The sequence below is a fragment of the Pseudomonas sp. TE3899 genome, assembly GCF_056279105.1.
Genome location: NZ_JBWBQR010000001.1, coordinates 3,351,051 through 3,377,106, shown reverse-complemented (window position 1 = coordinate 3,377,106; position 26,056 = coordinate 3,351,051). Strand labels below are relative to the sequence as shown.

The 26,056-nt window shown below is 61.5% G+C and carries 23 protein-coding genes and 2 pseudogenes; 12 read left to right on the top strand and 13 right to left on the bottom strand.

The genetic code is table 11. The features are described 5' to 3' along the window. Positions 1-3 precede the first annotated feature (3 nt). The gene (locus ACZ89E_RS15435; RefSeq protein WP_149657165.1) at positions 4-939 is read right to left on the bottom strand and encodes a LysR family transcriptional regulator; all 936 of its coding nucleotides are present in this window, start codon (positions 937-939) and stop codon (positions 4-6) included. Positions 940-1,142: 203 nt separating this feature from the next. Beyond that, entirely contained in the window at positions 1,143-2,327 is a 1,185-nt protein-coding gene (locus tag ACZ89E_RS15430) for a cyanate transporter (RefSeq protein ID WP_476255988.1), read from the bottom strand. 649 nt (positions 2,328-2,976) lie between these two features. Between ACZ89E_RS15430 and ACZ89E_RS15425 the strand changes: the two genes are divergently transcribed. The 7 genes from ACZ89E_RS15425 to ACZ89E_RS15395 all read left to right on the top strand — a co-directional run bounded on the left by ACZ89E_RS15425 (position 2,977) and on the right by ACZ89E_RS15395 (position 10,715). Then, entirely contained in the window at positions 2,977-4,359 is a 1,383-nt protein-coding gene (locus ACZ89E_RS15425) for a glutamine synthetase family protein (RefSeq protein WP_476255987.1), read from the top strand. Positions 4,360-4,526: 167 nt separating this feature from the next. Further along, positions 4,527-6,176 (top strand): phosphoethanolamine transferase, encoded by a 1,650-nt coding sequence (locus ACZ89E_RS15420; RefSeq protein ID WP_149657161.1) that lies wholly within the window; start codon positions 4,527-4,529, stop codon positions 6,174-6,176. Positions 6,177-6,249: 73 nt separating this feature from the next. Then, a complete protein-coding gene (locus tag ACZ89E_RS15415) occupies positions 6,250-6,912 on the top strand; it encodes a class I SAM-dependent methyltransferase (protein WP_149657160.1) in 663 nt (220 codons plus the stop codon). A gap of 123 nt (positions 6,913-7,035) precedes the next feature. Beyond that, on the top strand, positions 7,036-8,169 hold the full coding sequence (gene rnd, locus ACZ89E_RS15410) for a ribonuclease D (RefSeq protein WP_149657159.1): 1,134 nt from the start codon (positions 7,036-7,038) through the stop codon (positions 8,167-8,169). Next, the gene (locus ACZ89E_RS15405) at positions 8,166-8,459 is read left to right on the top strand and encodes a YcgL domain-containing protein (RefSeq protein ID WP_133837473.1); all 294 of its coding nucleotides are present in this window, start codon (positions 8,166-8,168) and stop codon (positions 8,457-8,459) included. Before rnd ends, ACZ89E_RS15405 begins: the two co-directional genes overlap by 4 nt. A 109-nt stretch (positions 8,460-8,568) precedes the next feature. Next, positions 8,569-9,501 (top strand): D-2-hydroxyacid dehydrogenase, encoded by a 933-nt coding sequence (locus tag ACZ89E_RS15400; protein WP_476255986.1) that lies wholly within the window; start codon positions 8,569-8,571, stop codon positions 9,499-9,501. Positions 9,502-9,683: 182 nt separating this feature from the next. Beyond that, a complete protein-coding gene (locus ACZ89E_RS15395) occupies positions 9,684-10,715 on the top strand; it encodes an IS110 family RNA-guided transposase (protein WP_463259842.1) in 1,032 nt (343 codons plus the stop codon). 361 nt (positions 10,716-11,076) lie between these two features. Here the strand turns inward: ACZ89E_RS15395 and ACZ89E_RS15390 are convergent. Then, a pseudogene (locus ACZ89E_RS15390) lies at positions 11,077-11,671 on the bottom strand (nitroreductase family protein). A gap of 280 nt (positions 11,672-11,951) precedes the next feature. On the opposite strand from ACZ89E_RS15390, the gene ACZ89E_RS15385 reads away from it, so the two are divergent. Both ACZ89E_RS15385 and ACZ89E_RS15380 read left to right on the top strand, forming a co-directional pair. Beyond that, positions 11,952-12,401, top strand: coding sequence for a YcgN family cysteine cluster protein (locus ACZ89E_RS15385; RefSeq protein WP_149657156.1), 450 nt, complete (start codon positions 11,952-11,954; stop codon positions 12,399-12,401). Positions 12,402-12,545: 144 nt separating this feature from the next. Then, positions 12,546-13,775 carry a hypothetical protein gene (locus tag ACZ89E_RS15380; RefSeq protein ID WP_149657155.1) on the top strand — a complete coding sequence of 410 codons (1,230 nt, stop codon included), beginning with the start codon at positions 12,546-12,548 and terminating at the stop codon, positions 13,773-13,775. A gap of 254 nt (positions 13,776-14,029) precedes the next feature. Here ACZ89E_RS15380 and ACZ89E_RS15375 read toward each other — a convergent pair whose 3' ends face one another. The 5 genes and pseudogenes from ACZ89E_RS15375 to ACZ89E_RS15355 form a co-directional block, all read right to left on the bottom strand. Further along, complete coding sequence (locus tag ACZ89E_RS15375) at positions 14,030-14,407, bottom strand: YgaP family membrane protein (protein ID WP_149657154.1); 378 nt, start codon at positions 14,405-14,407, stop codon at positions 14,030-14,032. Between the two features lie 77 nt (positions 14,408-14,484). Beyond that, positions 14,485-14,955, bottom strand: coding sequence for an RNA methyltransferase (locus tag ACZ89E_RS15370; RefSeq protein WP_010462134.1), 471 nt, complete (start codon positions 14,953-14,955; stop codon positions 14,485-14,487). 199 nt (positions 14,956-15,154) lie between these two features. Further along, a complete protein-coding gene (locus ACZ89E_RS15365; protein ID WP_476255985.1) occupies positions 15,155-16,567 on the bottom strand; it encodes an efflux transporter outer membrane subunit in 1,413 nt (470 codons plus the stop codon). Further along, positions 16,551-17,715, bottom strand: a pseudogene (locus ACZ89E_RS15360) (efflux RND transporter periplasmic adaptor subunit). The gene ACZ89E_RS15365 and the pseudogene ACZ89E_RS15360 overlap by 17 nt, the downstream one beginning before the upstream one ends. Further along, entirely contained in the window at positions 17,708-20,941 is a 3,234-nt protein-coding gene (locus tag ACZ89E_RS15355; protein ID WP_476255984.1) for an efflux RND transporter permease subunit, read from the bottom strand. The pseudogene ACZ89E_RS15360 and the gene ACZ89E_RS15355 overlap by 8 nt, the downstream one beginning before the upstream one ends. A 226-nt stretch (positions 20,942-21,167) precedes the next feature. On the opposite strand from ACZ89E_RS15355, the gene ACZ89E_RS15350 reads away from it, so the two are divergent. Then, entirely contained in the window at positions 21,168-21,572 is a 405-nt protein-coding gene (locus tag ACZ89E_RS15350) for a PA0061/PA0062 family lipoprotein (RefSeq protein WP_149657151.1), read from the top strand. 43 nt (positions 21,573-21,615) lie between these two features. Beyond that, on the top strand, positions 21,616-22,026 hold the full coding sequence (locus tag ACZ89E_RS15345) for a PA0061/PA0062 family lipoprotein (protein WP_149657150.1): 411 nt from the start codon (positions 21,616-21,618) through the stop codon (positions 22,024-22,026). 117 nt (positions 22,027-22,143) lie between these two features. Here the strand turns inward: ACZ89E_RS15345 and ACZ89E_RS15340 are convergent, their stop codons facing one another. The 4 genes from ACZ89E_RS15340 to ACZ89E_RS15325 form a co-directional block, all read right to left on the bottom strand. Then, positions 22,144-22,827, bottom strand: coding sequence for a response regulator transcription factor (locus ACZ89E_RS15340; RefSeq protein ID WP_149657149.1), 684 nt, complete (start codon positions 22,825-22,827; stop codon positions 22,144-22,146). A gap of 204 nt (positions 22,828-23,031) precedes the next feature. After that, a complete protein-coding gene (locus ACZ89E_RS15335; protein WP_149657148.1) occupies positions 23,032-23,886 on the bottom strand; it encodes a hypothetical protein in 855 nt (284 codons plus the stop codon). Positions 23,887-24,070: 184 nt separating this feature from the next. Further along, the gene (locus tag ACZ89E_RS15330; protein ID WP_133839269.1) at positions 24,071-24,442 is read right to left on the bottom strand and encodes a YajD family HNH nuclease; all 372 of its coding nucleotides are present in this window, start codon (positions 24,440-24,442) and stop codon (positions 24,071-24,073) included. Between the two features lie 48 nt (positions 24,443-24,490). Further along, on the bottom strand, positions 24,491-25,177 hold the full coding sequence (locus ACZ89E_RS15325; RefSeq protein WP_476255983.1) for a spermidine synthase: 687 nt from the start codon (positions 25,175-25,177) through the stop codon (positions 24,491-24,493). Between the two features lie 88 nt (positions 25,178-25,265). Between ACZ89E_RS15325 and ACZ89E_RS15320 the strand changes: the two genes are divergently transcribed. Next, positions 25,266-25,556, top strand: a complete 291-nt coding sequence (locus ACZ89E_RS15320; RefSeq protein ID WP_149657147.1) for a hypothetical protein — start codon at positions 25,266-25,268, stop codon at positions 25,554-25,556. Here the strand turns inward: ACZ89E_RS15320 and ACZ89E_RS15315 are convergent. Then, positions 25,553-26,026 (bottom strand): cyclic nucleotide-binding domain-containing protein, encoded by a 474-nt coding sequence (locus ACZ89E_RS15315; protein ID WP_476255982.1) that lies wholly within the window; start codon positions 26,024-26,026, stop codon positions 25,553-25,555. The two genes, ACZ89E_RS15320 and ACZ89E_RS15315, sit on opposite strands and share 4 nt — an antisense overlap. Positions 26,027-26,056 lie beyond the last annotated feature (30 nt).

Here is a 26,056-nt window from a genome sequence, read left to right as displayed (position 1 = left end):
TGTTCAGGCGGCTTGCTGCTCCGCGCAGGCCAGGGCCACTTGTTCGCGCAGCCAGGTGTTGGCGCTGTCCTGGTCGACGCTTTGGCTCCACTGCATGTCGAGGGTGAAACCCGGCAAGCCGTTGGGTGCCTCGCAATGTTTGAATACCGCCTCGTTGGCCAGCAAGCGCTGGATGCGCCGGGGCAGGGTCAGGATGAAATCCGTGCCGGTAATCATCTTCAGCGCCGCGCTGTAGCTGTTGGATCGCGCCACAATCTGGCGCTTTTGCGCCTGCCGCGCCAGCCAGCCGTCGACCATGTTGGTGGTCGAGGTCCAGGGCGTCGGGAACACGTGACGGCGTTCGGTAAAGGCTTGCAGGCTTAAACGCGGTTCCAGCGGCGTGGCGCGCTTGTCGAAGACACACACCAGATCGTCTTCGAGCAGCTTGCGGGACTTGAGGTCGGTGTGGCTGCAATGAAAGTTCGGCCCGAAACAGATCACCAGGTCGAGGCTGCCATCGCGCAGTTCGTCGGCCGGGATATCGGTTTCGAACTTATGCATGTTGACCAGCACCGGCAGGTCCGCGAAATCGAACCGCTTCAACAGGCGCGGCAGGATCAATTGCTCGAAGTATTCCGGTGCGCAGATATTGAAGGTGACGGGCTGGGCGGTCGGGTCGAACACTTGGGCGCCGGCGTGACACAAGTTGATGCTTTCAAGGATCTTCAGCACGTGGGAATACATGGTGCTGGCTTTGTAGGTGGGGCGCATGCCGGTGCGGGTGTTGATGAACAACTCGTCTTCGAAACTGGTCCGTAGTTTCTTCAGGCAGTAACTCACGGTGGATTGACTGACGAAGAGGGCCTCCGACACACCGGTGACGCTGCTTTGCTCATACACGGCGACAAACACCATGAGGTCCTGCATATCGAGCTTTCTAAGCAAGTTACTGTTCAGCATCCGTTCTGTCTCGCTGTGCTCCTTGCGCTGACAGTGCGCAAACGTGTGCGAACGATCCTAACGGAACGATGGTGCCAGGAGAATGGCCTGTAGGAAGTTTCACGTTCAGGTGTGGGACAGAAAATGTTGTGAACACGACCTACGATTTTAATCTCCGCAAACATGGCCAGAGGCCTCTAGCCTCAGGCCCCCGCGTTGGCGGGTCAGTGAATGTGTTTGGCATAGTGCCGTGGATCGAAGCGCAGGACCATCACTATCATCAGCGCCATGACCCCGGTCAGTGACCACCAGGCCCATTCGAAACTGCCCAACTGATCGCGAATCAGCCCGGCGATCAGCGGCGAGAGGCCGGCGATCAGGTAGCCGATGCCTTGCACGAAGGCCGTCAGTCTGCCAGCGCGCTGAGGGTTGTCCAGGTGATCGAGCGACACGATCAGGCTCATCGGAAACAGCCCGCCGATACCCAGGCCCAGCAGGCACGGCCACAGCAGGCTCAGGTGTTGCGGGCTGAGAATCAGGCCGCAGAAACCGGCCATGATCAGCCCCAGCAACACCACCAGCACCAGGCGCCGGTCGCGGCTGCGGTTGGCGATGGCCGGGGTCAGCAGGCCGGATATCACCTCCATGGCCGTCAGAAAGCCCAGCAACAATCCGGCGTTCTGTTCGCTCCAGCCTTTCTCCACGTAATACGGCGCCAGCCAGGCGAGCACACAGGTGTAGGACGCCGTGCCGAGGCCGAAGAAGATCGCCAGTAACCAGGCGCGGGAATTGGCGAAGAAGGATTCGCCGCGCCGTGCCTGCGCCGGTAGCGTCAGGGTCGTCTTGCGCTGGGCGGTCCAGAACAGCAACGCCAGCACGGCCAGAGCCGCCCAGATCGCCAGGCCGGTGCGCCAACTGCCGGTTTGGGTCATCACCAATGGCGCAAACGACGCCGCAATCGCCGCGCCGCCCATGATCGAGGTGACATACAGCCCCATGCACACGGCGACGTTGTCGCTGAAGCGGGATTTGATCAGCGCCGGCATCAATGCCTGGATCAACGCGATGCCGACGCCGGCGGCGATGGCGCTGACGATCAGTTCGGCGGCGGAGCCGAGGAAGAGTCGCGACGCTGTGGCCAGGCCGATAATCAGCAGCGACAGCACCACGGTGCGCTGCTCGCCCAGGCGTTGGCTGATGCCGATCCCGAAAAACATCGCCAGCCCCATGGCCATCACCGGCAGCATCGTCAGCAGCGAAGCGAGGCTGAAACTCAACGGGATATCCCCGCGTATCGCCGACAACAACGGGCCAACGGCGGCCATGGAAGGCCGCAGGTTCAAGGCGACCAGAATGATGCTGACCATCAACCACAGGGCAGGGCGGGCTGTTGCGCGAACGTTTTCCATGAGCGGACCTTACAAAACAAGGCCCCGATTAGGCGGGAGGGGCAGGGCGGCGGCAAATCAGAAAGTCGGCAGTGGTATTTAAAAATTAAATAAGTGTGCCTGTTGGCAGACAGAGAAAGACCAAACGATGAGAACCCTGTGGCGAGGGAGCTTGCTCCCGCTGGGTTGCGAAGCAACCCCGACCCTGCCACCTCGGTTATCCAATGACACCACGGGTCATGATTTACGACTGCTTCGCAGCCGAGCGGGAGCAAGCTCCCTCGCCACAGGTTGGGTGGCGAATGTTTAGCCAACCCGCAACCAAAGTTCGTCAATTCCCGATTTAACCCACCCTCCACCCGTGTGACGCTGCGGCTCATCTGTTTTCTGCGGTTTTTTCTATGGACGGTTGGCCAGTCGCACTCCACCACCCGGCATCCAGCGGCGCTTGTGCGTCCAGCCGTGGTCGTCGGTTCCGGCCTGCCACCGCGCCAAACCTCTCTGCACTTCCTTCCGAACTGGCCTTCTGGGCGCTGTGGCATTGCCGTCATGCGCGCCCGCCGGATTCCTGCGTTTCCCGTTGATTGTTCCTACAGGTCCCTGCGCCACACGCCGGGATCAAATCGCTGACGCCTGTGCGTTTGCCTGACACGGAAAAACGAGAATTCCCATGAGTTGTGCCACGACCTCCTTTGCCACGCAGCAAGAAGCCCTGACCTTTCTGGAACAGAACCCGGATATCGAGATGTTCGAGTTGTTCATCCTCGACAACAACGGCGTACCCCGGGGCAAGTTGCTGCATCGCGATGAACTGCTGGCGGTGTACGAAAGCGGCCGGCCATTGCCGAGCACCATCCTCGGCCTGACGATCAACGGCGACGATGTGGAAAACTCCGGCCTGGTGTGGGACGTCGGCGACATCGATTGCCGCGCCTATCCGGTCAGCGGCAGTTTGCAGCGCATGCCCTGGCGGCTGATTCCGACGGCGGCGGTCCAAGTGAGCATGCACCCCACCGAAGGGATGCCGGCCACGATTGCCGACCCACGGCACTTGCTGGCCAAGGTCATCGAAGGCTTGCAGGCCGACGGCTATTACCCGGTGATGGCGGCGGAGCTGGAGTTCTACTTGCTGGATCAAAAGCGCGACAGCAACGGCCGACCCCAACCGGCGCGGGACGTCGATGGCGGCCGGCCGCGGGCCACCCAGGTCTACGGCTTGCGCGAGCTGGAGCAAATCGAGCCATTCCTCGCCGACCTCTACAGCGCCTGCAAACTCCAGGGCATCCCGGCACGCACGGCGATTTCCGAATACGCGCCGGGCCAGGTGGAAATTACCCTCGAACACCGCACCGACGCCTTGCAGGCGATAGACGAAGCGGTGCGTTACAAGCGGCTGGTCAAAGGCGTAGCGCACAAGCACGGGATGGCCGCGTGCTTTATGGCCAAACCTTTTGATGACCTGGCCGGCACCGGCATGCACATGCACGTCAGCCTGGCGGACAAGGACGGCAACAACCTGTTCGCCAGCGAAGCGCCCGACGGCACGCCGCTGCTGCAACATGCGGTGGGTGGCATGCTCGACACCTTGCTCGATTCGTTGCTGCTGTTCTGCCCCAACGCCAACTCCTATCGGCGCTTCCAGACCAACAGCTACGCGCCCCTGGCCGCCACCTGGGGCGTGGACAACCGCACCGTGAGCCTGCGCATCCCCGGCGGGCCGGCGTTCTCCCGGCACATCGAACACCGCATCTGCGGCGCCGATGCCAACCCGTACCTGGCCGCGGCGGCGATCCTGGCGGGCATTCACCGTGGCATCCGCGAGCAACTCGACCCCGGCGCCCCGGTGGAAGGCAACGGCTACGCCCAGGCCACGGAGCTACTGCCGACCGACTGGCTGACCACCCTGCGCGCACTGGAAGGTTCGGATTGGGCGCGGGAAGCGTTCGGCGCCGAGTTTCTGGGGGTGTACCTGGCGGTGAAGCGTGCCGAGTATCGGCAGTTCATGGGCGAGGTCGGCGAGCAGGACTGGCGCTGGTACCTGAACCAGGCCTGACCGCTTCTCAATGACTTTAAACGTTTCATGGTTATATCCGGAGCCAACTAATCGTTGGCTTCTTTTTCACGAAAAATTGATGGTTCGCTGCTTAAAGTTTGTGCTGTCGCGGAAAATGAAATTTTCACATTTCCGGCGGCACTTCTTTTCAGGAACAGTCGATCCGCATGTTGAAATTCAAAGCCGTGCGCCCCGAGTGGGTGACACTGATTGCCAGTGCGTTCTTATTGGCCGGGTTTAACCTGGTGCTCTGGCAGCATCTTTTCGAAATCACTGCCTCGGACGCCCAGGGCATTGCCATGCGCGTGGCGTTTGGCGTGATGGTGCTCGGCGCGTTCAATATTGTCCTGACCTTGTTGGCCTTCCGGCCGCTGCTCAAGCCGCTGCTGATGTTGATCTTTATGGTCAGTGCGGGCGTGGCGTATTTCATGAGCCAATATGGCGTATTGATCGACGCCGGCATGTTTCGCAACTTCGCCGAAACCAATGCCACGGAAGTGCGCGATTTACTCTCGATAAAGTTGTTTGTCTACATTGTTTTGTTGGGTGTTTTGCCCGCGTGGTTAGTGTGGAAAACACCGATCAATTATCGCGCCTGGCATCGTGATCTATTAAGTAAGGCATTGGTGAGTGTCGCCTCCGTAGTGGTGGTCGGTGGCGTCGCATTGGTGAATTACCAGGGCCTGTCATCGCTGTTTCGCAATCACCATGAACTGCACCTGATGGTGGTGCCGAGCAACTACATCGGGGCTTCGGCCGGTTATTTGCGTGAACAGGTCGCATCGGCACAACAACCCTTCGTCAAAATCGGCGAGGACGCCCGCAAGGACCTGACCTGGCAGACCCACGGCCGTAAATCCCTGACAGTGCTGGTGGTCGGCGAAAGTGCCCGGGCCGAGAACTTCGGCATCCTGGGTTATGACCGAAACACCACCCCCAAGTTGAGTAAAGAAGCGGGTCTGATCGCCTTCACTGACGTGCATTCCTGCGGCACGGAAACCGCAGTATCGGTGCCATGCATGTTCTCCAACATGGGGCGCAAAGACTACAGCGCCAGCAAGGCCAAGAATGAAGAAGGCTTGCTGGATGTGCTCAAGCGCGCCGGGCTGGATGTGATCTGGCGCGATAATCAGTCGGGCTGCAAAGGCACGTGCGATCGGGTGACGATCGATGATGTCAGCAACTTGAAAGACCCGGTGCTGTGCTCCAGCAGCGAATGCCGTGATGAAATTCTCCTGCAAGGTTTGCAGCACTTTATCGACACCCTGGACAAAGACACCGTGCTGGTCCTGCACCAGATGGGCAGCCACGGCCCGGAATACTTCAAGCGTTACCCGAAAGAGTACGAACACTTCACGCCGGTGTGTGAAAGCAATGCGCTGAACAATTGCAGTCGCGAAAGCATCGTCAATGGCTACGACAACACCCTGGTGTACACCGACCACGTGCTCTCGACCCTGATCGATCTGTTGCGCAGCAACCAGGACAAGGTCGATACCGCGATGCTGTACCTGTCCGACCACGGCGAGTCTTTGGGTGAGTACAACCTGTTCCTCCACGGCACGCCGTACATGATGGCGCCCGAGCAACAGAAACATGTGGCGATGCTGGCGTGGTTCTCCGACAGCTATCAACGCTCGTTCTCGGTGGACACTCATTGCCTGCAGATGAGTCGGGAAAAACCCCTGAGCCAGGACAATCTGTTCCATTCGATGATTGGTCTGCTGGAGGTCGACAGCAAGGTCTACAACCCGGACCTGGACATGTTCGCCGGCTGCCGCGCGCCTGTGATCGATGGCGTGCTGGCCAGAAAATGAGGGTTTCGACTTATTTTTCACAGGCTGGTCGCTAACCTGCGGCCGTTAGATCTTCCAATAAGAGCCCCTGTATATGTCCGCGCTGCCCCCATCTGTTGTCGAGCTTGAGTTCGCCCGGCGCTACGATCAGGAACACGCACGCGTCTGCCTGCAGCCGCAACCCCGTGGCCTGGCCGGGCGCCTGGCGTTCTGGCGCGTCGAGCAGTTGGTGCGCAATGCGCTCAAGGTCGCTGGTGAACCGGGTTTGTTGCTGGACGTGGCCTGTGGTGTCGGGCGTTTCTGGCCGGTGCTGGCCGAGCACGGCAACCGCGTGATCCTGGCGTCGGACCCGTCCCAGGACATGCTCGATCACGCACGCACCCATCATCCGGCGCATTTGCTTGAGCGGATCAAGACCTTCCAGAGCTCGGCGTTCACCATCGGTTTGTCGGCGAACGCGGTCGACAGCATGATTTGCATGCAACTGTTTCAACATATCGCCAGCCCTGAACACCGGTTGGCCATGTTGGGGGAGTTTCACCGCGTCAGTCGTGACACGGTGATTGTCGCGGTGCGCCTCGCCAGCCGCTTCCAGCGTCGGCCCAGCGCTGCGCAGGGCGCCATGCCCACGCCGCTGGAGAGCAAGGCCGTGGTGGAAGCCGAGTTCAGGCAAGCGGGTTTCAGCCTGCTCAGTCATCAGGACTTCTTTCCCGCTTGCGCGCGGATGCGGGTCTACGTACTGCGTAAGACCGGATAACCTCCCTTCGTCAGACGCTTCTTGCCCTTTTGTAGGGTTTTTCGCTAAAGCTCTTGTGCAGTGGATGCGCGGAAATCGCCGGGGGCGATATATACTGCGCGCCATTCTTCAAGGGAGAGCCGTGTGGCCATCGATATTCACTGGATTCGCGACAACGATAGCCTCGGTCAGTTTTGCGCCGAGTGGCAAAAGCTGCCATTCGTTGCCCTCGACACCGAATTCATGCGGGTCGACACCTTTTATCCGATTGCCGGCCTGTTGCAGATCGGCGATGGCGTACGCGCTTACCTGATTGATCCGCTGACCATCGACAATTGGCAACCCTTGGCCGCGCTGCTGGAAAACCCGGCCGTGGTCAAAGTCGTGCACGCGTGCAGCGAAGACCTCGAAGTCCTGTTGCGCCTGACCGGCAGCCTGCCGGCGCCGTTGTTCGATACGCAACTGGCCGCGGCTTACCTGAACCTCGGTTTCTCCATGGGTTACTCGCGGTTGGTCCAGGAAGTGCTCGGCATCGACCTGCCCAAGGGCGAGACCCGCTCCGACTGGCTGCAACGTCCGCTGTCCGACACCCAGATCAGCTACGCCGCCGAAGATGCCCTGCATCTGGCGGAAGTCTACGTACGCCTGCAACCGAAGCTGTCCGAAGACAAATACAGCTGGGTGCTGGAGGACGGCGCCGAACTGGTGGCCAACCTGCGCCGCGAGGTCGACCCGTACGAGGTCTACCGCGAAGCCAAACTGGCCTGGAAGCTGTCCCGCGCCCAACTCGCCGTATTGCGTGAACTCTGCGCCTGGCGCGAGCATGAGGCCCGCGCCCGGGATCTGCCGCGCAACCGCATCGTGCGTGAGCATTCCTTGTGGCCGCTGGCCCGGACTCAGCCGGACAACCTCGGCGCGCTGGCGAAAATCGAAGACATGCACCCGCGTACCGTGCGTCAGGACGGCGAATTCCTGCTTGATCTGATCAAGCGTTCTGCCACTGTGTCGCCGGATCAATGGCCGCCGGCGGTGCCGGAGCCGTTGCCGGTGGACGCCGCCACGCTGGTCAAGCAACTGCGGGCCATCGGCCAGGCCGAAGCCGAGCGCCTGAACATCGCGCCAGAACTGATGCTGCGCAAGAAAACCCTGGAAGCGCTGCTCAAGAGCGGCTACCCCAACGGTCCTTACCAATTGCCTGATTCGCTGCGTGGCTGGCGCCGCGAATTGATGGGCCAGGCGCTGCTCGACAGCCTGGCCACCGCCGGAGAACAGCCTTGAAACGTATTTGCTCCATCTACCGCAGCCTGAAGAAAAACGAGATGTACCTCTATGTGCTCAAAAGCGATGCACTGGAGCGCGTCCCGGAATCGCTGATGGCGGCGTTCGGCAAGCCCCATCACGCCTTCGACCTGGTGCTGAGCCCCGAGCGCAAACTGTCGCGCGAGGACATCACCGTGGTCCTGGAAAACCTTGAAAAGCAGGGTTACCACTTGCAGATGCCGCCGGCCGAGGACGAGTACATCGAACACTTGCCCGAAGAGTTGCTGCGTCGCAACGACCCGATGTGAGCGGCAGACAGGTTCCGTTCAGAGCCTGTATGAAACACTGGAATGATTTTGGCGATGGCCGCCGCGACAGCGCGGTGGCCGTTTGCACTGTTTTCGAAAGGTTTGAACCATGCGCGTTCTGATTGCTGAACACGACCACCCTGTGTACGCCCAACTGCTGCGTCAGGCAGCGCCCGAGCTGGAAGTGCTGACCAGCGGCGACTCCGCCGAACTCGCTCGCCAGGCCGCCGATTGCCCGATCTGGCTCGGCCAGCCGGACTTGCTGGCCAACCTGCTGCGTCAGAGCCACCAGCCACAGTGGCTGCAATCGACCTGGGCCGGCATCACGCCGCTGCTGGCCGACGGCCTGCCACGCCACTATCGCCTGACCCGGGCGGTGGGGATTTTCGGCCAGGTCATGGCTGAATACGTTTTGACTTATATGCTCGGCCACGAGCGCGAAGTACTGGCGCGATTGGTCAGCCAGGTCGAGCGCAAATGGGACAGTCGTCAGGGGCAAAGCCTGGCGGGGCGCAAGGCGTTGATCGTCGGTACCGGCGACATCGGCCAGACCGTGGCGCAGTTCCTCGTGCCGTTTGGCGTCGAGTTGTACGGCATCGCCAGCGAAGCCCGGGAACAGGCGCCATTCGTTGAAGTCGGCGCGCTGGCTGACTTGCCGCGCCTGGTTGGCGAAGTGGATTACGTGATCAACCTGCTGCCCAACACACCCAATACCCACGACCTGTACGACGCGGCACTGTTCAAGCAATTCAAGCCGACGGCTGTGTTCATCAACGTCGGGCGCGGCGTGGCGGTGGTGGATGCGGATTTGGTCGAAGCCTTGAAAGAAGGGCATCTGGCCGGCGCGGTGATCGACGTCTGCCGTCAGGAGCCCTTGCCGCAACGGCATCCGTTCTGGACTGCCTGGGGCTTGCTCCTGACCGGCCACAGCTCGGCACCGACCTCGCCATCGATGATGGTGAACCTGTTTGTCGAGAACCTGCGGGCGTACCAGGCGGGTGAAGCGCTGCGCGGGGAAGTGGATTTCAATCGCGGGTATTGAACCCACCCCAATCAACTTGGCGAGGGGGCTTGCCCCCGTGATCGTTCCCACGCTCTGCGTGGGAATGCAGCCAGGGACGTTCCGCGTCCCAGAAGCAATGGGATGGACTCCTCCTCACTTCGGCATCTTGAGTGCCAGACTGAAAGTGCGAACCACAGTCAACGGTGAGAAGGAGTCCACACATGAAGCTTATGCGAATTGGGGTCGACCTGGCCAAGAACGTGTTTCAGATCCACGGCGTGGATTGTCATGAGCTACCCGTCTGGCGGCAGCGTTTATCGCGCGATCGCTGGCTGCAAACGGTGCTGGAAAAGATCGAACCCGGCTGTGAGATCGGCATGGAAAGTTGCGGTGGTGCGCACCATTGGGCGCGGCAACTACAAGCACGCGGATTTCGGGTGAAGCTGATCGCGCCGCAGTTCGTCAAACCGTACGTCAAGAGCAACAAGAACGACGCCAACGATGCCGAGGCGATCTGCGAAGCCATGAGCCGCCCCAGCATGCGCTTCGTCGCCGTCAAGACCATCGAACAACAGGATATTCAGGCGACGCATCGCATCCGGGCCGGCTTAATCGAACAGCGCACGGCCAAAGCCAATCAGATTCGTGGGCTGATCGCCGAGTACGGCCTCGTTGCGCCGAAGGAATTACTGATGCTGCGTCGCGCAATACCTTGCTGGCTGGAAGATGCAGATAACGGTTTGACGGCACGCTTTCGTCGTCTGCTGAATGGCTTGTGGGACGACCTACGCGCACTTGACGAGCGCGTGAGCGAACTCAATGGCGAGATATCTGCAATCGCGGCAAGTGAACCAACGGCCGTCCGCTTGCAGCAGTTACGCGGTGTAGGCCCAATGATCGCTACCGCGCTCATCGCCGCTATCGGTGATGCCCGCCAGTTTGCCAATGGCCGACAATTGGCGGCCTCACTAGGGCTGACACCCAGACAACACAGTTCTGGCGGAAAGGACCGATTACTTGGCATAAGCAAACGAGGAGATGCCTATTTGCGAACGTTGATGGTCCATGGTGCTCGATCAGCACTGCGCACGGCCAAATCCAAAGACGACCGGCTCAGCCAGTGGGCCGTCCGTTTGGCCGAGCGATCACATCCCAATGTGGCCGCTATCGCGCTGGCCAACAAAACTGCACGCATGGCTTGGGCAATGCTGCGCAATGACACTGATTACCAACCGGACAGGGCCGCAGCCTGACCCACAGACTTAAACGCCAACGAGTAAAAACTGCCTACCACGATTGCGAAGCAACCCTAACGATGGCAAACCGGTCGAACCGGCGTCGGCAAACCCCTCAAGCGTCCAAGTGCGCGAAGCACGTAGAAGCGATTGGGAGCCGGCGCGCGAATAGCCCATCATGGCCCTGCATCGAAACGATGCTGTATCCAGAGGCCGAATATACGTGTGCAGTCGGCACGGGCGCCAAAGCGAAGGAAGCTTCCCAACGAGGAGGAGTCCATATACGGAACGCGGAGCGTCCCTGGCGGCATTCCCACGCAGAGCGTGGGAACGATCAGGCGATCAAGCGATCGGGCGATCAGGCGATCGGGGTAGTGGGTTAGAGGGTGAAGCTGCCTTCTGCCGCGAGTTCACTCAACGGCCGACGCGGGGCTCGGTTCTTCCCGGGCTTGCAGATATTCCGCCAACGTCGCTTTATCCCCCAGTTTGCCAACGGCCACCGCAGCGTGCAGTGCATAACCCTCGGGAATGTTCAGCTCTTTGCGGGTCAGTTCCTGGTCGAACCCGGCCATGCCGTGGGTGTGCCAGCCGCTGATGCTCGCTTGCAGCGCCAGGTGGCCCCAGGCCGAGCCGGTGTCGAAGGTGTGCCACAGCGCCGGGGTTTCTTCGGTGGCGCCCGGTGCGGTGAAGGTGGTTTTCGAGATCACGATCACCAGCGCCGAGGCGTGTTGCGCCCAGCCACGGTTGAATTCGTTCAACAGGCCGAGGAAACGCTCCCAGTTTGGCGTATCGCGACGCGCATACAGAAACCGCCAAGGCTGCGAGTTATAAGCCGACGGCGCCCAGCGCGCGGCTTCGAAGAAGCTCAGCAGGGTTTCTTCCGGGATGGCTTCGCCGGTAAACGCCCGTGGCGACCAGCGATCGGTGAACTGTGGGTGAATGGCGTAATCGGCGACGCGTGGGTTGGCACTCATGCAGAGGTTCCTTGCTACGTTTGAGTAAGACTGTCGAAGTAAAAACCTGCGGCCGCAGTTGAGCTGAGCGATGAGGTTTTCATGAGCCGTGGCAGTTCACCGGAATGCAACGCGGTTGCGCGTTAATGGCCTTCGGGTTTGGCTCGTTGCGACTGGCAAAGCTACGCGGCGGCGCAAAAACTGACAAGAGCGTTCTACCGACAGTCGCCAGCGCTTGGCCCGCAAGGCCTGGGGCACTAGACTGGCGGCCTTTTCACCACCTGATGTTGATGCTTGAACCATGGTCGCCAAAATCGAACCGTTCTGGATGCGCAAAACCCTCGATCAACTCGATCCCCAGGAATGGGAATCGCTGTGCGACGGCTGTGGCTTGTGCTGCCTGCAAAAGCTCGAAGATGAAGAAGACAACAGCGTCTACTACACGCGCATCGCCTGCAAACTGCTGGACCTGAACACCTGCCAGTGCACGGACTACCCGAACCGTCGCGAATTCGTGCCGGACTGCATCCAGCTCACGCCGGGCAAGGCGGAAGAGTTCCAGTGGCTGCCGCCGACCTGCGGCTATCGGCTGGTCAGCGAAGGCAAGGACCTGCCGCTGTGGCATCACCTGGTGTGCGGCGATCGCGAGGCGGTGCACCACGAACGTATCTCCCAGTCCGGGCGCATGCTCGCCGAAGGCAGCGTGCCGGAAGACGATTGGGAAGATCACCTGATTTTCCGCGCGGGTTAATTTGTGGCGAGGGAGCTTGCTGTGGCGAGGGAGCTTGCTCCCGCTTAAGTGCACAGCACTCACAAAACCATCAGTGATTACTAAAATTTGGGGCCGCTACGCAGCCCGGCGCGAGCAAGCTCGCTCGCCACATAAGGAGTGTGTATGGCTGTGGGATTGCGGCTCGCGTTGGCCGTCGGGGCGTTGGCCCTGAGTTCGTCGGTGTGGGCGGCGAAGAAGGTCGATCTGGATTATCACGTGCGCCTGTTGCCCCAAAGCGATCAGGCCGAAGTGCGCCTGACTCTCGCCCAAGGCTCGGCAGTACGCAGCCTCGACTTTGACCTGGGCGACGGCAGCCACTACAGCGACTTCAAGGCTGACGGCCAATGGCAGCTGACGCCGGGGAAAACCGCTCGCGGTGTCTGGCACCCGGCCGCCGACAAAGCCAGCCTGACCTACCGCGTGCGCATCAGCCACGGGCGCAAGAACGGCAGCTTCGACACGCGCATGACCCCGACTTGGGCGTTGATGCGTGGTGACGATCTGGTGCCGGCGGCCAAGCTCGATCAGCAGGACGGCGTCGAGTTGGTGTCACGCCTGGAATTCGAATTGCCCAACGGCTGGAAAAGCGTCGAAACCGCCTGGCCGCGGATCGGCAAGAACAAATTCCGTATCAACAACGTGTCCCGGTTGTTCGACCGCCCGACCGGCTGGATGCTCGCCGGCCACCTCGGCAGCCGTCGCACCCGGTTGGGCGAAACCGAAGTCACCGTTGCCTCGCCGTTGGGGCAGGGCATGCGCCGCATGGACGTGCTGACGTTGCTGACCTTCGTCTGGCCGCAAGCCCAGGCCGTGTTCCCCCGTCACCCGAGCAAACTGCTGATCGTCGGCGCCAACGACCCGATGTGGCGCGGCAGCCTGGCGGCGCGGGAGTCGATCTACCTCAACAGCCGCTTACCGCTGGTCAGCGAAAACGGCACCAGCCCGTTGGTGCGTGAATTGGCGCAAGTCTTCGGGCGGGTCAATGACCGCCAGCACAGCGACTGGATCAGTGAAGGCCTGGCCGAGTTTTACGCCATCGAACTGGTGCGCCGCGGGGGTGGCATGAGTGATGAGCGCTATGAGGCTTTGCAGAAGAAGTTGGCCAAGGACAGCCAGAAGGTGACAACTTTGCGCGGCTCGCAGATCAGCCCGGCGCAGATGGCCAAGGCTGTGTTGCTGCTACAGGAACTGGACCGCGAGATTCGCCTGAAGACCCGCAACAAACGCTCGCTGGATGATGTACAGCGTGGGGCGATGCACCTGGAAAGCGTCGATACCAAGGAATTTGTTCAGCTCGCCGAAAGCGTGATTGGCGAACCTTCCAAAGTCCTCGATACCGAGTTGCTTCAGTAACGCAGCCTTCGCGGGCAAGCCTCGCTCCTACCGATGTGCGTCGTTCGCCAATTATGTGAACGACCTCAACCCGTAGGAGCGAGGCTTGCCCGCGAAGAGGCCATCAACCTCACCGCGATATCCGGATTGATCGTTCCCACGCTCTGCGTGGGAATGCCTCCGGGGACGCTCTGCGTTCCATCGCTGGGAAGGGACGCGGAGCGCGTCCCGGGCTGCATTCCCACGCAGAGCGTGGGAACGATCAGGACGGGGGGTTAAACCCCGGCTTTCGGCGATTTCAACGAATCATTGCCGGTCACCGTAGCGGTATGGGTCGCCGCCTCGGCATTGGCCTTCAACTGGCTCAATTCTTCCCCCGCCCGCTGAATCTTCGCCCGCACGTTGTTCATGTCCTGACGACTTTTCTCCAGCAGGCTTTTCACCGAGCTGTGCCCGGTAATGCCACGTGCCAGGGCTACGCCGCCGATCGCCACTTGAATCAAGCCAAACACACCGCCGCGACGCAGGCCCTTGCCGACCATCACCACGCCGCCGGCCAGGGAACCGATGCGCTCCCAGCCCTCGACGTTCTGTTCGTGGCGAGTCTGGAACGGGGTGGATTCGATGCGTTCTACGCGTTTGAGTTCGCTCATGATCTGTCTCCAGGCAGGGAAGGATAATTAAGCTGACTGCCGAGGCGCGCCGCTTGTTCCATCGGATGTGCGGTGAGTCAGCGGAATTTCGCCCCCGAGCGAGTGTTCAGCCCTTTGGCCATGCGGTCGTAGAGCACGACATTGACCGTGGCCGCCAGGTTCATGCAACCGGTGGTCGGGATGTAGACCACGTCTTCGCACCAATCACGGATCTCTTTATCCAGCGAGCCGTCTTCCGGGCCGAAGATGTAGAGGGCGCGATCCGGGTGGGTGTATTCCGGCAGCGAGCGCGCGCCTTCGACCAATTCCACGGCGACCGGCACACAGCCGAGCGGCAGGATCTTTTTCAGGTCGTCGATGCCGATCAGCGGGATGTCGTAGTGCACGCGCTTGGTGTCGGTGACGAAGTCGGCGGCGCGCTCATAGCGCTTGCCGGTGTAGAACACCGACGCCACGCCATAACAGCCCGCGGCGCGCATCACCGAACCGACGTTCTCCGGTGACTTGGGGTTATACAAACCAATGCAGCTGTACCGTTTGTCTGCCACGAGCGGGGTGCCTTCGGGAAAAAGAGGGCGATTATACGGGGATTGGCCGGGAGCGGGCAGTTTCGGGATTGGCGGCGTTCGGGCGACTGTCATCGCGGGCAAGCCTTGCTCCTTGGGGTTTGTGTCGAACCCCAAATGAGTGAACGCCCCAATCCCGTAGGAGCAAGGCTTGCCCGCGAAGAGGCCAGCACATCCAGCCTCAATTTTCGGCGCTGTTCCAACCCCCACCCAACGCCACCACCAACCCGACACTCGCCTGCAACTGCCGTGTCAGTAACGTCTGCAACCGCCGCTGCGCTTGCAGCGCCGAGGTCTGCGCGGTCACCACATCCAGATAATTCACCGCCCCGGCCTCATAGCTATTCATCGCCAATGTCTGCGTGCGTTGCGCAGCCTCGACCGCCGCTTGCTCATCCTCTGCCTCCCGTTGCAGGTCGCGCAGTTGCCCGAGGTTGTCTTCGACTTCGCGCACCGCCCGCAGCACCTGGCTACGGTAATGCGCGGCCGCTTCTTCGAACTCGGCCTTGGCCTGGCGTTCGTTGGCGTCGAGGCGACCGCCGTCGAAGATCGGCAGGTTAACCAACGGCCCCAACGCCCAATAACGATTGCCGGCGGCCAGCAGATTACCGCTGCCCGCCGTTTGCCCACCGAGCAACCCGGTCAAGCTGAAATCCGGGTACCACGCGGCGCGGGCCACGCCGATATTGGCGTTGGCGGCATACACCCGGCGTTCGGCGGCCGAGATGTCCGGGCGGCGTTGCAGCAGGGTGCTCGGCAGCGCGTCGGGGACTGAAGGAAGCCCCAATGCCTGATCGCTCGCACTCAATCGGAAAACACTCGCCGGCTCACCCACCAACTCCCCAATCGCATGCTCGGCCAGATCCCGCTGCGCCCGCACATCGTCCAGTTGTGCCCGGGCCTCGGCCAGTTGGCTTTGCGCCCGGGTCAGGTCCAGTTCCGAGGCGATGGCGCCTTCGTAGCGGTCGCGGGTCAGTTGCAGCGCCTGGGTGTAATCGTCGAGGGAGCTGGCGAGAATTTTGCGCTGGGCATCCAGGCCATTGAGCTGGATATACAGCGTGGCCAGTTGCTGTTGCAGGCTCAGCCGCGCCGCCGCCAAGTCGTCCGCCGACGCCTGAGCCTGGGCATCACCCGCCGCCACCTGATTGCGAATCCGCCCCCACAAATCGAGATCAAAGTTCAGCGCCAACCCGGCGGTATTGCTGTTGTACACCGACGGCTGATTGCTGCCGCGCAACGGCTTGCCGTCCGACTGACGCTGGCGCAACGGCTGGGCGCTGGCGTTGATTTGCGGGAACAACCCGGCATGCAATTGCCCGGCATACGCCTGCGCCGCCTCAAAGTGCGCGAGGGCCGCCGCCAGGTCCGGGTTGGCCTTGAGCAATTGCTGTTGCAGGTGGTTCAGGCGCGGGTCCTGATAGAGCTGCCACCAGTTCGACGCCAAGGGCGGCGCTTTTGCCAAGTGCCACGGACCGTCGCTGGTCTGCTCGCGATACTGCGCCGGCAAATCGATGGCCGGCACCTGGTAGGTCGGCGCCATCGAACAGCCTTGCAACAGCAACGCCATCACCAGCAGCTCAAGCCTTGGGCGCATGCACACCTCCAGCGTCGGCCAGTTGCACGGCATCGCCTTCACGCAGGGCATCCGGCGGGTTATCCACCACTCGATCCGCAGGTTTCAAGCCCTGATCAATCACCAGCCGCTCCCCCAGATCCAGACCGATATGAATGTCGCGCAAGTGCACATGGTTATCCGGATCCAGCACCGCCACCTGGGTGCCCTGGGCACGGAAGATCAGCGAACTCGCCGGAATGCTCACGCCATGGGTATCGGCGGGAATCTGCAACGTCGCCTCGGCATAGTCACCGGGCAACAACGCGCCATCCGGGTTATCCGCGACAAACTGCGCGAGCAAGGTGCCGGAGCGCCGATCCACCGCCGTCGAATCCCCGAGCAACCGCGCGGTGAAGTGCTGGCCGGGATGCTCCGGCACGATCAATTCAGCCGACATGCCGGGTCGGATCACGCTGGTGTAGTTCTGCGGCACCGGCACGTAGAGGCGCAGTTGATGGGTGTCGGCGATGTCGAACAGCTGCGGATCGCTGTCATTGTCGGCCTTGATCAACTGGCCGATGTCGGTGTTGCGCGCGGTGATGGTGCCGGCGAATGGCGCACGAATAGTCTTGTAGTCTTCCAGCGCCGACAGCCGCGCGTAATCAGCCGCAGCGGCATCAGCGTTGGCCTTGGCGGCGGCCGCGTTGGAGCGTTTTTCATCGGCTTCCTGACGCGACACCGAATGCGTCGCCAACAGGTTTTGCCAACGGCTGGCGGTGGTTTCGGCCAGGCGCGCATTGGCCTGTTCCTGAATCAACCGGGCACGGGTTTGCGCCACTTGTTGATCGAGGTCCGGGCTGTCGATCTCGGCCAGGATCTGCCCGGCCTTCACATGGGCGCCGATGTCGGTTTTCCAGTCCTTGAGGTAGCCGCTGACCCGCGCATGGATTGGCGCCTTGCTCCACGCCTCCAGATGCGCCGGCAAGCGCAGGCTGTCGCCGTGCACGTTCTGTTGCGGCTGGAACACGCTGACCAGCGGCATCGCTGCGGTTTCGGTCCAGGCCGCTACGGCTTTCTCGTGGCGAGTGCGGGCGGCCAGAACCGTTGGCCACCAGCAGCGCGGCCAGGGTCAGGCCGCCGACCCCGACCCACATCAGGCGTTTGCGCGACGGTTTTTGATCAGACATGAGTGCTTTCCCCAGAAAGGTTTTCTTCAGCAACAGCGCGAGAGGATTGACGTCCGTGGACCAGGCTGAACACCACCGGTACGAACAGCAGCGTGGCGGTGGTGGCGAGGATCAGGCCGCCGATCACAGCGCGGCCCAACGGCGCGTTCTGTTCCTCGGACAGGGCCAGCGGCAGCATGCCGATGATCATCGCCAGGGCGGTCATGCACACCGGGCGAAACCGGGTGTAGCCGCCTTCGAGCGCAGCCTTGAGCGCGTCGCCGTGTTCGGCCAGGCGTTCACGGCAGAAACTCACCACCAGAATCGAGTTGGCCGTGGCCACGCCCATGCACAGGATCGCCCCGGTCAGGGCCGGCACCGACAGCGAGGTGCCGCTGAGAAACAGCATCCACACAATCCCGGCCAGCGCGGCGGGCAGGGCGGTGATGATCACGAACGGATCGACCCAGGACTGGAAGTTGACCACGATCAGCAAGTAGATCAGCACCACCGCGCCGAGCAGGCCGAAGCTCAAACCGCTGAACGCTTCGTGCAGCGCATCGATCTGCCCGTGCAGGCTGATCACCGCGCCTTTGGGCCGCATCGAAGCGGTGTCATCCAGCACTTTTTGAATGTCCTTGGCCACGCCGCCGAGGTCGCGGCCCTGCACATTCGCGTACAGGTCGAGGGTCGGCATGATGTTGTAGTGGCTGACCACCGCCGGGCTCTGCACCCGGGAAATGCTCGCCAGACCACCAAGGATCTGCGATTGCCCGTCACTGCCGGTCACCGGCAAGGCTTCCAGCGACGGCAGGCTGTCGAGGCGATATTGCGGCGTCGCGGCGACCACGCCGTAGGACACGCCGTTGGCCGGGTTGAGCCAGAAGGTCGGCGCGGTCTGCGAACTGCCGGCCAGGGACGCGACCATGCTGTTGGTCACGTCACGCTCGGTGATGCCCAGGCCATTGGCCCGCAGTCGATCAACATTGACCTGCAACGACGGATAACCGGTGGACTGCTGGATGCGCAAATCGGCGACCCCGGCCACATGCTGCAAGCGTCGCTCAAGCTCCACGGCATAGGCGCGGTTCGCCACGTCATTGGGCCCGGAGATTTTCACGTCCAGCGGTGCCGGGGCACCGAAGTTGAGGATCTGGCTGCTGATGTCCGCCGGCAGGAACGCAAAGTGACTGCCGGGAAAGCTTTCCGGCAAGGCTTCGCGCAGGCGTTTCACGTAATCGGCGGTGGGGCGGTGCTCGGCCTTGAGGCTGACCTGGATGTCACCGTCCTGGGGGCCGATGGTGCCGCTGTTGCTGTAGGCCATGTCGATGCCGCTCAGCGGGATGCCGATGTTGTCGACGATGGTGTCCAGTTGCTCGGCGGGGATGATCTCGCGGATCCGCGCTTCGATGCGGTCGAACGCCGCCGCGCTTTCCTCGATCCGCGTGCCCAATGGCAGGCGCACATGCAGCGACAACGCGCCAGCGTCGGTGGCGGGAAAGAAGTCCTCGCCCAGGCTCGGCAACAACGCAAACGAAGCCAGCACACAGGCCAGGAACCCGAGCAGGAACCGCTTGCGGTATTCCAGCGCCAGTTCCAGCAGACCGAAGTAAGTGTCCCGCAGGTTGGAGAAATGCCGCTCGAAACCCTGCTGGAAATTCAGCACCCGTTGCAGCAACGGATGATGGGTTTTTCGGTGCTGCTCACCCTCGTGATGGTTGATGAATTCATCTTCCGGGTGATGCCCCGGACCTTGCTCGGGCACATGAGGTTTGAGCAAAAACATCGCCAGGGTCGGCACCAAGGTGCGCGACAGAATGAAGGAGCTGGCCATGGCAAACATCACCGCCAGCGCCATCGGCCGGAACAGGTAACCGGCGATGCCCTGCAACAGGAACATCGGCACAAACACGATGCAAATGCACAGCAACGACACGAACGCCGGGCCGACAATCTGTTTCGCGCCGTCGAGGATCGCGGTCTTCACTGCTTTGCCCTGTTCCAGGTGCCAATTGATGTTCTCGATGGTCACCGTGGCATCGTCCACCAGAATCCCCACCGCCAACGCCAGCCCGCCGAGGGTCATGACGTTGAGGGTCTGGCCGCTGGCGGCGAGCAGGGCGATGGCCGACAACACCGCGAGCGGAATCGAGGCGGCGATGATCAGGGTTGAACGCCAACTGCCAAGAAACAGCAGGATCATCGCGCTGGTCAGCAACGCGGCGATGATGCCTTCCTTGGCCACGCTGCCCACCGACTGTTTGACGAACACCGAGGCATCGCCCAGCAGGGAAGTCTTGAGCGACGGCGGCACGGTTTCGTTGATGCGCGGCAGCATCTGGCGAATGCCGTCGATGATCGACAGCGTGGAAATATTGCCGTTCTTCAACGCCGGCATCAGCACCGCACGACGGCCATCGACCCGCACGATATTGGTCTGCGGCGGTGAGCCATCGCGCACGTGGGCCACCTGGCCGATGGTAATCAGCGCGCCGTCGACGGTTTTGATCGGCAGGTCGTTGAGTTCGTCGATGGCTTTCGGGCTGTTGTTCAGCAGCACCGTGTATTCATTGGGACCGAGTTTGGCAGTGCCCACCGGGATGATCTGGTTCTGGGCAGCCAGCGCATTGCCGACGTCCTGGGCGGACAAGCCTTCGGCGGCCAGCGCCTGCGGGTCGAGGTCGAGGGTGATCTGCCGTTGTTTGCCGCCCATCGGCGTCGGAATCGCCAGGCCCGGCACCGAGGTCAGGGGCAGGCGAATGTTGTTCTGCACCAGGTCGCGGATCTTCGCTTCCGACAGCGTGGGGCTTGAGAACGCCATCTGCAAAATCGGCACGGTCGAGGCGCTGTAGTTGAGGATCAGCGGCGGCGTAATGCCCGGTGGCATCTGTTTGAGCACGGTCTGCGACACCGCCGTGACCTGGGCGTTGGCGGTGCGGATATCGACGCCGGGCTGGAAGAAAATCTTGACGATGCCCATGCCCGGCAGGGATTGCGACTCGATGTGCTCGATGTCGTTGACCGTGGTGCTCAGGGAGCGCTCATAGGTGTAGATCACCCGCCCGGCCATGTCCTGCGGCGCCAGGCCGTTGTACTGCCACACCACGGCGATGACCGGAATGCCGATGTCGGGAAACACATCGGTGGGCGTTCGCAGGGCCGCCATCGGCCCGATGATGCAGATGAAAATTGCCAGCACGATAAACGTGTAGGGCTTGAGCAGTGCGGTCTTTACCAGCCCGAGCATGCCGTAAACCTCCGAGGTCTTGAATGCAATTGCCCGGCAGTCTTGCGTGTGCAACTTAAAGATTTGCCTTCACGGGGATGAAGAAATCTTTAACGTTTTCCTGAAAAACCTTTCATGGGTCTTCATTTGTCCGCGCCGCTCTAGCGCGCCACTCTTCACCTCAAGCCGATGGCCCGTCGTCACACCTGACGGCGGCATCGACGCTCAACTTTCGAGGTGTTTTGCCATGACGCTCAAACCCCTGTTACTGGTCCCCGGCCTGAGCCTGATCTGCCTGTTATCGGCGTGTGCCGGCCCGGAACCCAAGTCGGACCCGAGCGAAGCCTGGATCGATCTGCAACAACCGGGAAACACCAACGTGCTGGCGGAAAAGATCGATGGCCAGCGCGTTGAAGACGGACGTTATTTCGAGGTCAAGCCCGGCGTTCATCGGCTGGACGTGACGCTGATCCGCGGCACCGATGGCAACTCGGCGGAACCTATTTGCACGGGGCGCCTGGACTACAGCCACTTTCAGGCGGGTGAGCGCTACCAGATGAATGCGTCCAGCGCAGGCTTGTCGGCCAGCGCCAGCCTGGTGGACTCCCATGGCAAACAGGTGGCGCAGAGCGATCGTTTTCAGTGCTCGTAGGCCCGGCGTTTCAAGGTTTTTTTCATGAAGGAAGGTCATTGCAATGACACTTAAACCACTGCTGTTGATTCCGGGCCTGAGCCTGGTTTGTCTGTTGTCCGCTTGCGCCGGGCCGATGCCCAAACCCGATCCAGGCATGGCCTGGATCGGGTTGCAGGAAGAGGCGCCCAATGACATGCTGGCCGAACGGGTGGATGGCCAGCGTATCGATGACGGCCGCTTCTTCGAAGTGGCCCCCGGCGCCCATGACCTGGAGGTGACGTTGTTCGAGATGCCGAGTGGCGATTCGAACCAGGAGGATTGTGAGGGCAAGGTCAGTTACCCGCAGTTCAAGGCTGGCGAGCATTACCGGTTGGTAGAGTCGAGTCTGGGCGAGGAGGTGAGCGCGCGGCTTGAGGATTCGCACGGCAAGCAACTGGCGCAGACTGGCGATTTCCAGTGCATGCCGGGATAAGCCGTTGCGCAACGGCGGTGTGCCGAACATCGCCCCTGTAGGAGCAAAGCTTGCTCGCGATAGCGTCCTCGAGACCGCCATCGCGAGCAAGCTCCTACAGGTCGTCATCGCTGGCCTTTAAAGCGGTTCTGCAATCACATACCCCGACCCACGCATGGTGCGGATCAACGGCGGCATACCCGGCGGGTCGATCTTCTTGCGCAGCCGACCGATGTGCACATCGATCAGGTTGGTGCCCGGATCAAAGTGATAGCCCCAGACCTCTTCGAAAATCATCATCCGCGACAAAATCTGCCCCGGGTTGCGCATCATGAATTCCAGCAGTTTGTACTCGGTGGGCAGCAGGCTCAGCGGCTGGTTGGCGCGGTGGGCTTCGTGGCTGATCAGGTCCAGTTCCAGGTCGGCGATGCGCAGGGTGGTGTCGAAGGTTTTGGCCGGGCTTTTACGTCGCAGCAACACTTCGACCCGCGCGGCCATTTCGTCAGTGGCGAACGGTTTGGCCAAATAATCATCGCCCCCGGCACGCAAGCCGCGTACGCGTTCATCGACGTCGGAGAGGGCGCTGATCATCAGGATTGGCGTCGCCACGCCAATGGCGCGCAGGGTGGTGACGATGGCCAGGCCATCCAGCTCGGGGAGCATGCGGTCGAGGGTGATCAGGTCGTAATTGCCACTGACCGCGCTCACCAGGCCTTCGCGGCCATTGCTCACCCAATCCACTTCAAAACCGTGGCTTTGCAACTCGGTGACGATTTCCGTGGCGGTCACGGCATCGTCTTCGATGGTCAAGATTCGGGACATGTCGGTTACCTGTTAAGAGTTCCGTATGTCGCGATTTTGCCAATAAACGATTGCCGACTTTCTGATGAAAGTTTCATGTGCGATACAAAGGAAATGCGCTAGGCCTGATGCGGTTTCATTTTGCAGGAGCAAGGCTTGCCTGCGATGGCGAACTGAAGATCGCTATCGCGGGCAAGCCTTGCTCCTACAGACAATGCGCCCGATTCATTGCGCCTTGGGCAACATCGCTTTGAGCTTGGCCATCATGGAGGCCGGTGCATTGGCGATCTGGTTGCTTGCCGGGTCCTTGCTCCCCGTACCGTTGGTATCAACGCCCGCGAGGATTTCCGCCAGATTGTTGAAGTGCCCGTCTTTTTTCTTGCCCCCGGCGACGGCATCGTCCTTGCCGTACTGGGTCAACGCGTCCTGCAAGGTCTGGTGCTGGGACAGCCATTCGGGCTTGGTCTTTTCCTCGGGGCTCATGTTGTCGAGGAAATTCAGCGCAGCCTTGGCCCGGCCAATCGGGTCGTTGGCGAACGGGTCTTTCCAGTTTTTCTTCTGATCTTCCGGGCCGCTGTAATGACCCGACGCCAAGCGCGCCTGTTGCTGCATCAGCGCCTTGGCCGCTTCCTGTTCATCGCTGGAAAACTTGCCGCCCTCGTTGGTGGCCACGGCGTTCAGCGAACGGCGATCCAGGTCGCCCATCAACGCATTCTTGTCTTCAACGCTGGCGTCGTAGGGCTTTTCGCCGGCCTTCATCTGCGCGTATTTCACGTCCATACGCTTGCGTGCATCCGCGGCGACTTCCGGGAAGGTCTTGTCCTTGGAGCTGGACACCGCGCCGGGTTGGGTGACGCCCAGCACCAGGGCGTCCGCGTTCATGCCCTTGCGCACCGGGAAGAACGGCGCGTTGTTGCCGATCGAACCGCTGTAGTCGGTGGATTTTGGCGAGAGGCTGACCGAGTCACCAGTCTTGGGGTCTTTGGCGGCCTGCTCGGTGGCAGCGGTTTTAGCCTTGGCCTGAGCAGCGGCGCCGTAAGCCAGCATCGCAGGGCTGTTGAAGGTTGAGGTGACGTTCATCGTCTTCCACTGTCTGGCGTGTATTGATGCGGATACATCGCAAGAACAGTGCCAGCAACGCTGATGGCATCTCGAACCCAAACGGGCAGGGGCTTTTGTAACGGGTCAGACACGATTGGAGCGCGGCAAAAAAATGACATCCTTTGCCAGCAGCGGCAGTTTTTGGCCGCTGCATGGCCAGGTGTCAGTCTTCTTTCTTCATCAACCCCGCCAGCGCGGCGAATGGGTTGTGCGTGGCCTTGGCGACTTTCGGCGTGCTGAGGGAGCCTTCGCTGAAGTACTGCTGGTCGGTGTAGCGCGAGTGTTCGTTGTCGTGGCAATACAGGCACAACAATTCCCAGTTCGAGCCGTCCTGGGGGTTGTTGTCGTGGTTGTGGTCGCGGTGGTGCACGGTCAGTTCGCTCAGGCGCTTGCCGGAAAATTCACGGGCACAGCGGCCGCACACGTGCGGGTACATCTTCAGGGCCTTGTCGCGGTAACCCATTTCCTTGTCGCGCTGGTTGTCGGCGAGGATGCGATCCAGCTTCGAGGTATTGGTTGGGGTGGACGAACTCATGGGTTCACCTTTGTAGAAGACTAATGACGGTAATGAACAGAGTTTAGCTCAGCCCTTGAGCTTCTCGGCAATCCAGATCGTATGGCGCGTGCCTTTGTTGCCGTGGGCGAAGACCTGGACTTCTTCGGCCTTGAACCCGGCCTTCTTCAATTTGTCGGAAAACTGCTTGTCGGCGCTGGCCGACCACACCGCCAGTATGCCTTTGGGGCGCAGGGCCTTGGCGCAGGCGTTGAGGCCGCCGGAGGAATAGAGCCAACTGTTGGCGCGCTGGGTCAGGCCTTCGGGGCCGTTGTCGACGTCGAGCATGATCGCGTCGAAACCCTGGGGCTCGGCTTGCAGCACTTTGGCCACGTCTTCCATGCGGATCACCGTGCGCGGGTCGAGCAACGGGTTGCCGGCCTTTTCGCCCAGCGGTCCGCGATTCCACTCGACCACGCCGGGCACCAGTTCGGCGACCACCACTTCAGCGGTCTTGCCCAGGTGCTTGAGGGCGGAGGCGAGGGTGAAGCCCATGCCCAGGCCACCGATCAAGACGCGGGAGTTCGGCCGGCCGGCGACCTTGCGGCACGGGATCTCGGCCAGGGCGTCTTCGGAGCCGTGCATGCGGGTGTTCATCAGTTGCCCGCCATCGCCACCCTGGATCTTGATGACGAAATCCTCGCCGTATTCGAACAGGCACAGGGCACCGCCGTTTTCAGGGATGGGGGCGGTGTCGAGTAGAACGAAACGTTTCATGGCAGGCTCTTGGAAAAAATTGGCATAAGGCAAACGGACGCGGTTGGGAGTAGCCTGCAAGCAGACAACAAGGCCAACGGAGCCATTGATGAAGCGCACCATTCTAACGGTCATTGCCCTGGCCGCGCTCTCGATAACTGCAGTGCAGGCCCAGGAGCAGCAAATCATCCCCATCAGCCCGGCGCCAATGCCCGGCTCGCCCGGCACCGCGACCCCCACGCCCTACCCGCAAATCACCCCGACCAGCGTGCCCCGCACCGGGCCTGGCAGCGGCGGCCCGCCCCTGGTGCCGATCGAAATGCCCAGCCCGCCGTCCAAGGACCAGCCGTTGCCGGGCCTTGAGCCGAACGGAGCGAAAAGCAAGTCGCCGGGGGGTTAGACCTGTTGCGAGAGTAACTGCCCGTCGGCCATGCGCAAACGCTTGGACAGGGAGATGGCGAGGGCGCGGATGATCTTGGCGGCGATTTTCGGCGCGTCGTTGAGCATCTTTTCCAGCGAATCCTTGCCCAGGTTGAGCAGTTGGCAGTTGCTCGCCGCGACGCAACTGGCCGAGCGCCGCTCGCCGTCGAGCACGGCCATTTCGCCGAACGCCCGACCGCTGCGCAGGGTGGCCATGATCACCGTTTGCCCGTCGCTGTTGGTCTTCTGCACCGAGACCTGGCCGGTGTGGATGATGCACATGAAACTGCCGGCATCGCCCTCGTGGAAGATCTCCTCGCCCTGGGCGATGGTGCTGATGCTGAAGTAGCCGGAAGCGGCGGCGAAGTCCACCGGCAGCAGTTGATCGAACAGGCCGCAGTCCATCAGCCAGTCGCGGATTTCGTTGTTCAGTAAGGTCGGTTCTGACATGTCGTCACGGTCTTTTTTGTTTTTTGCTGA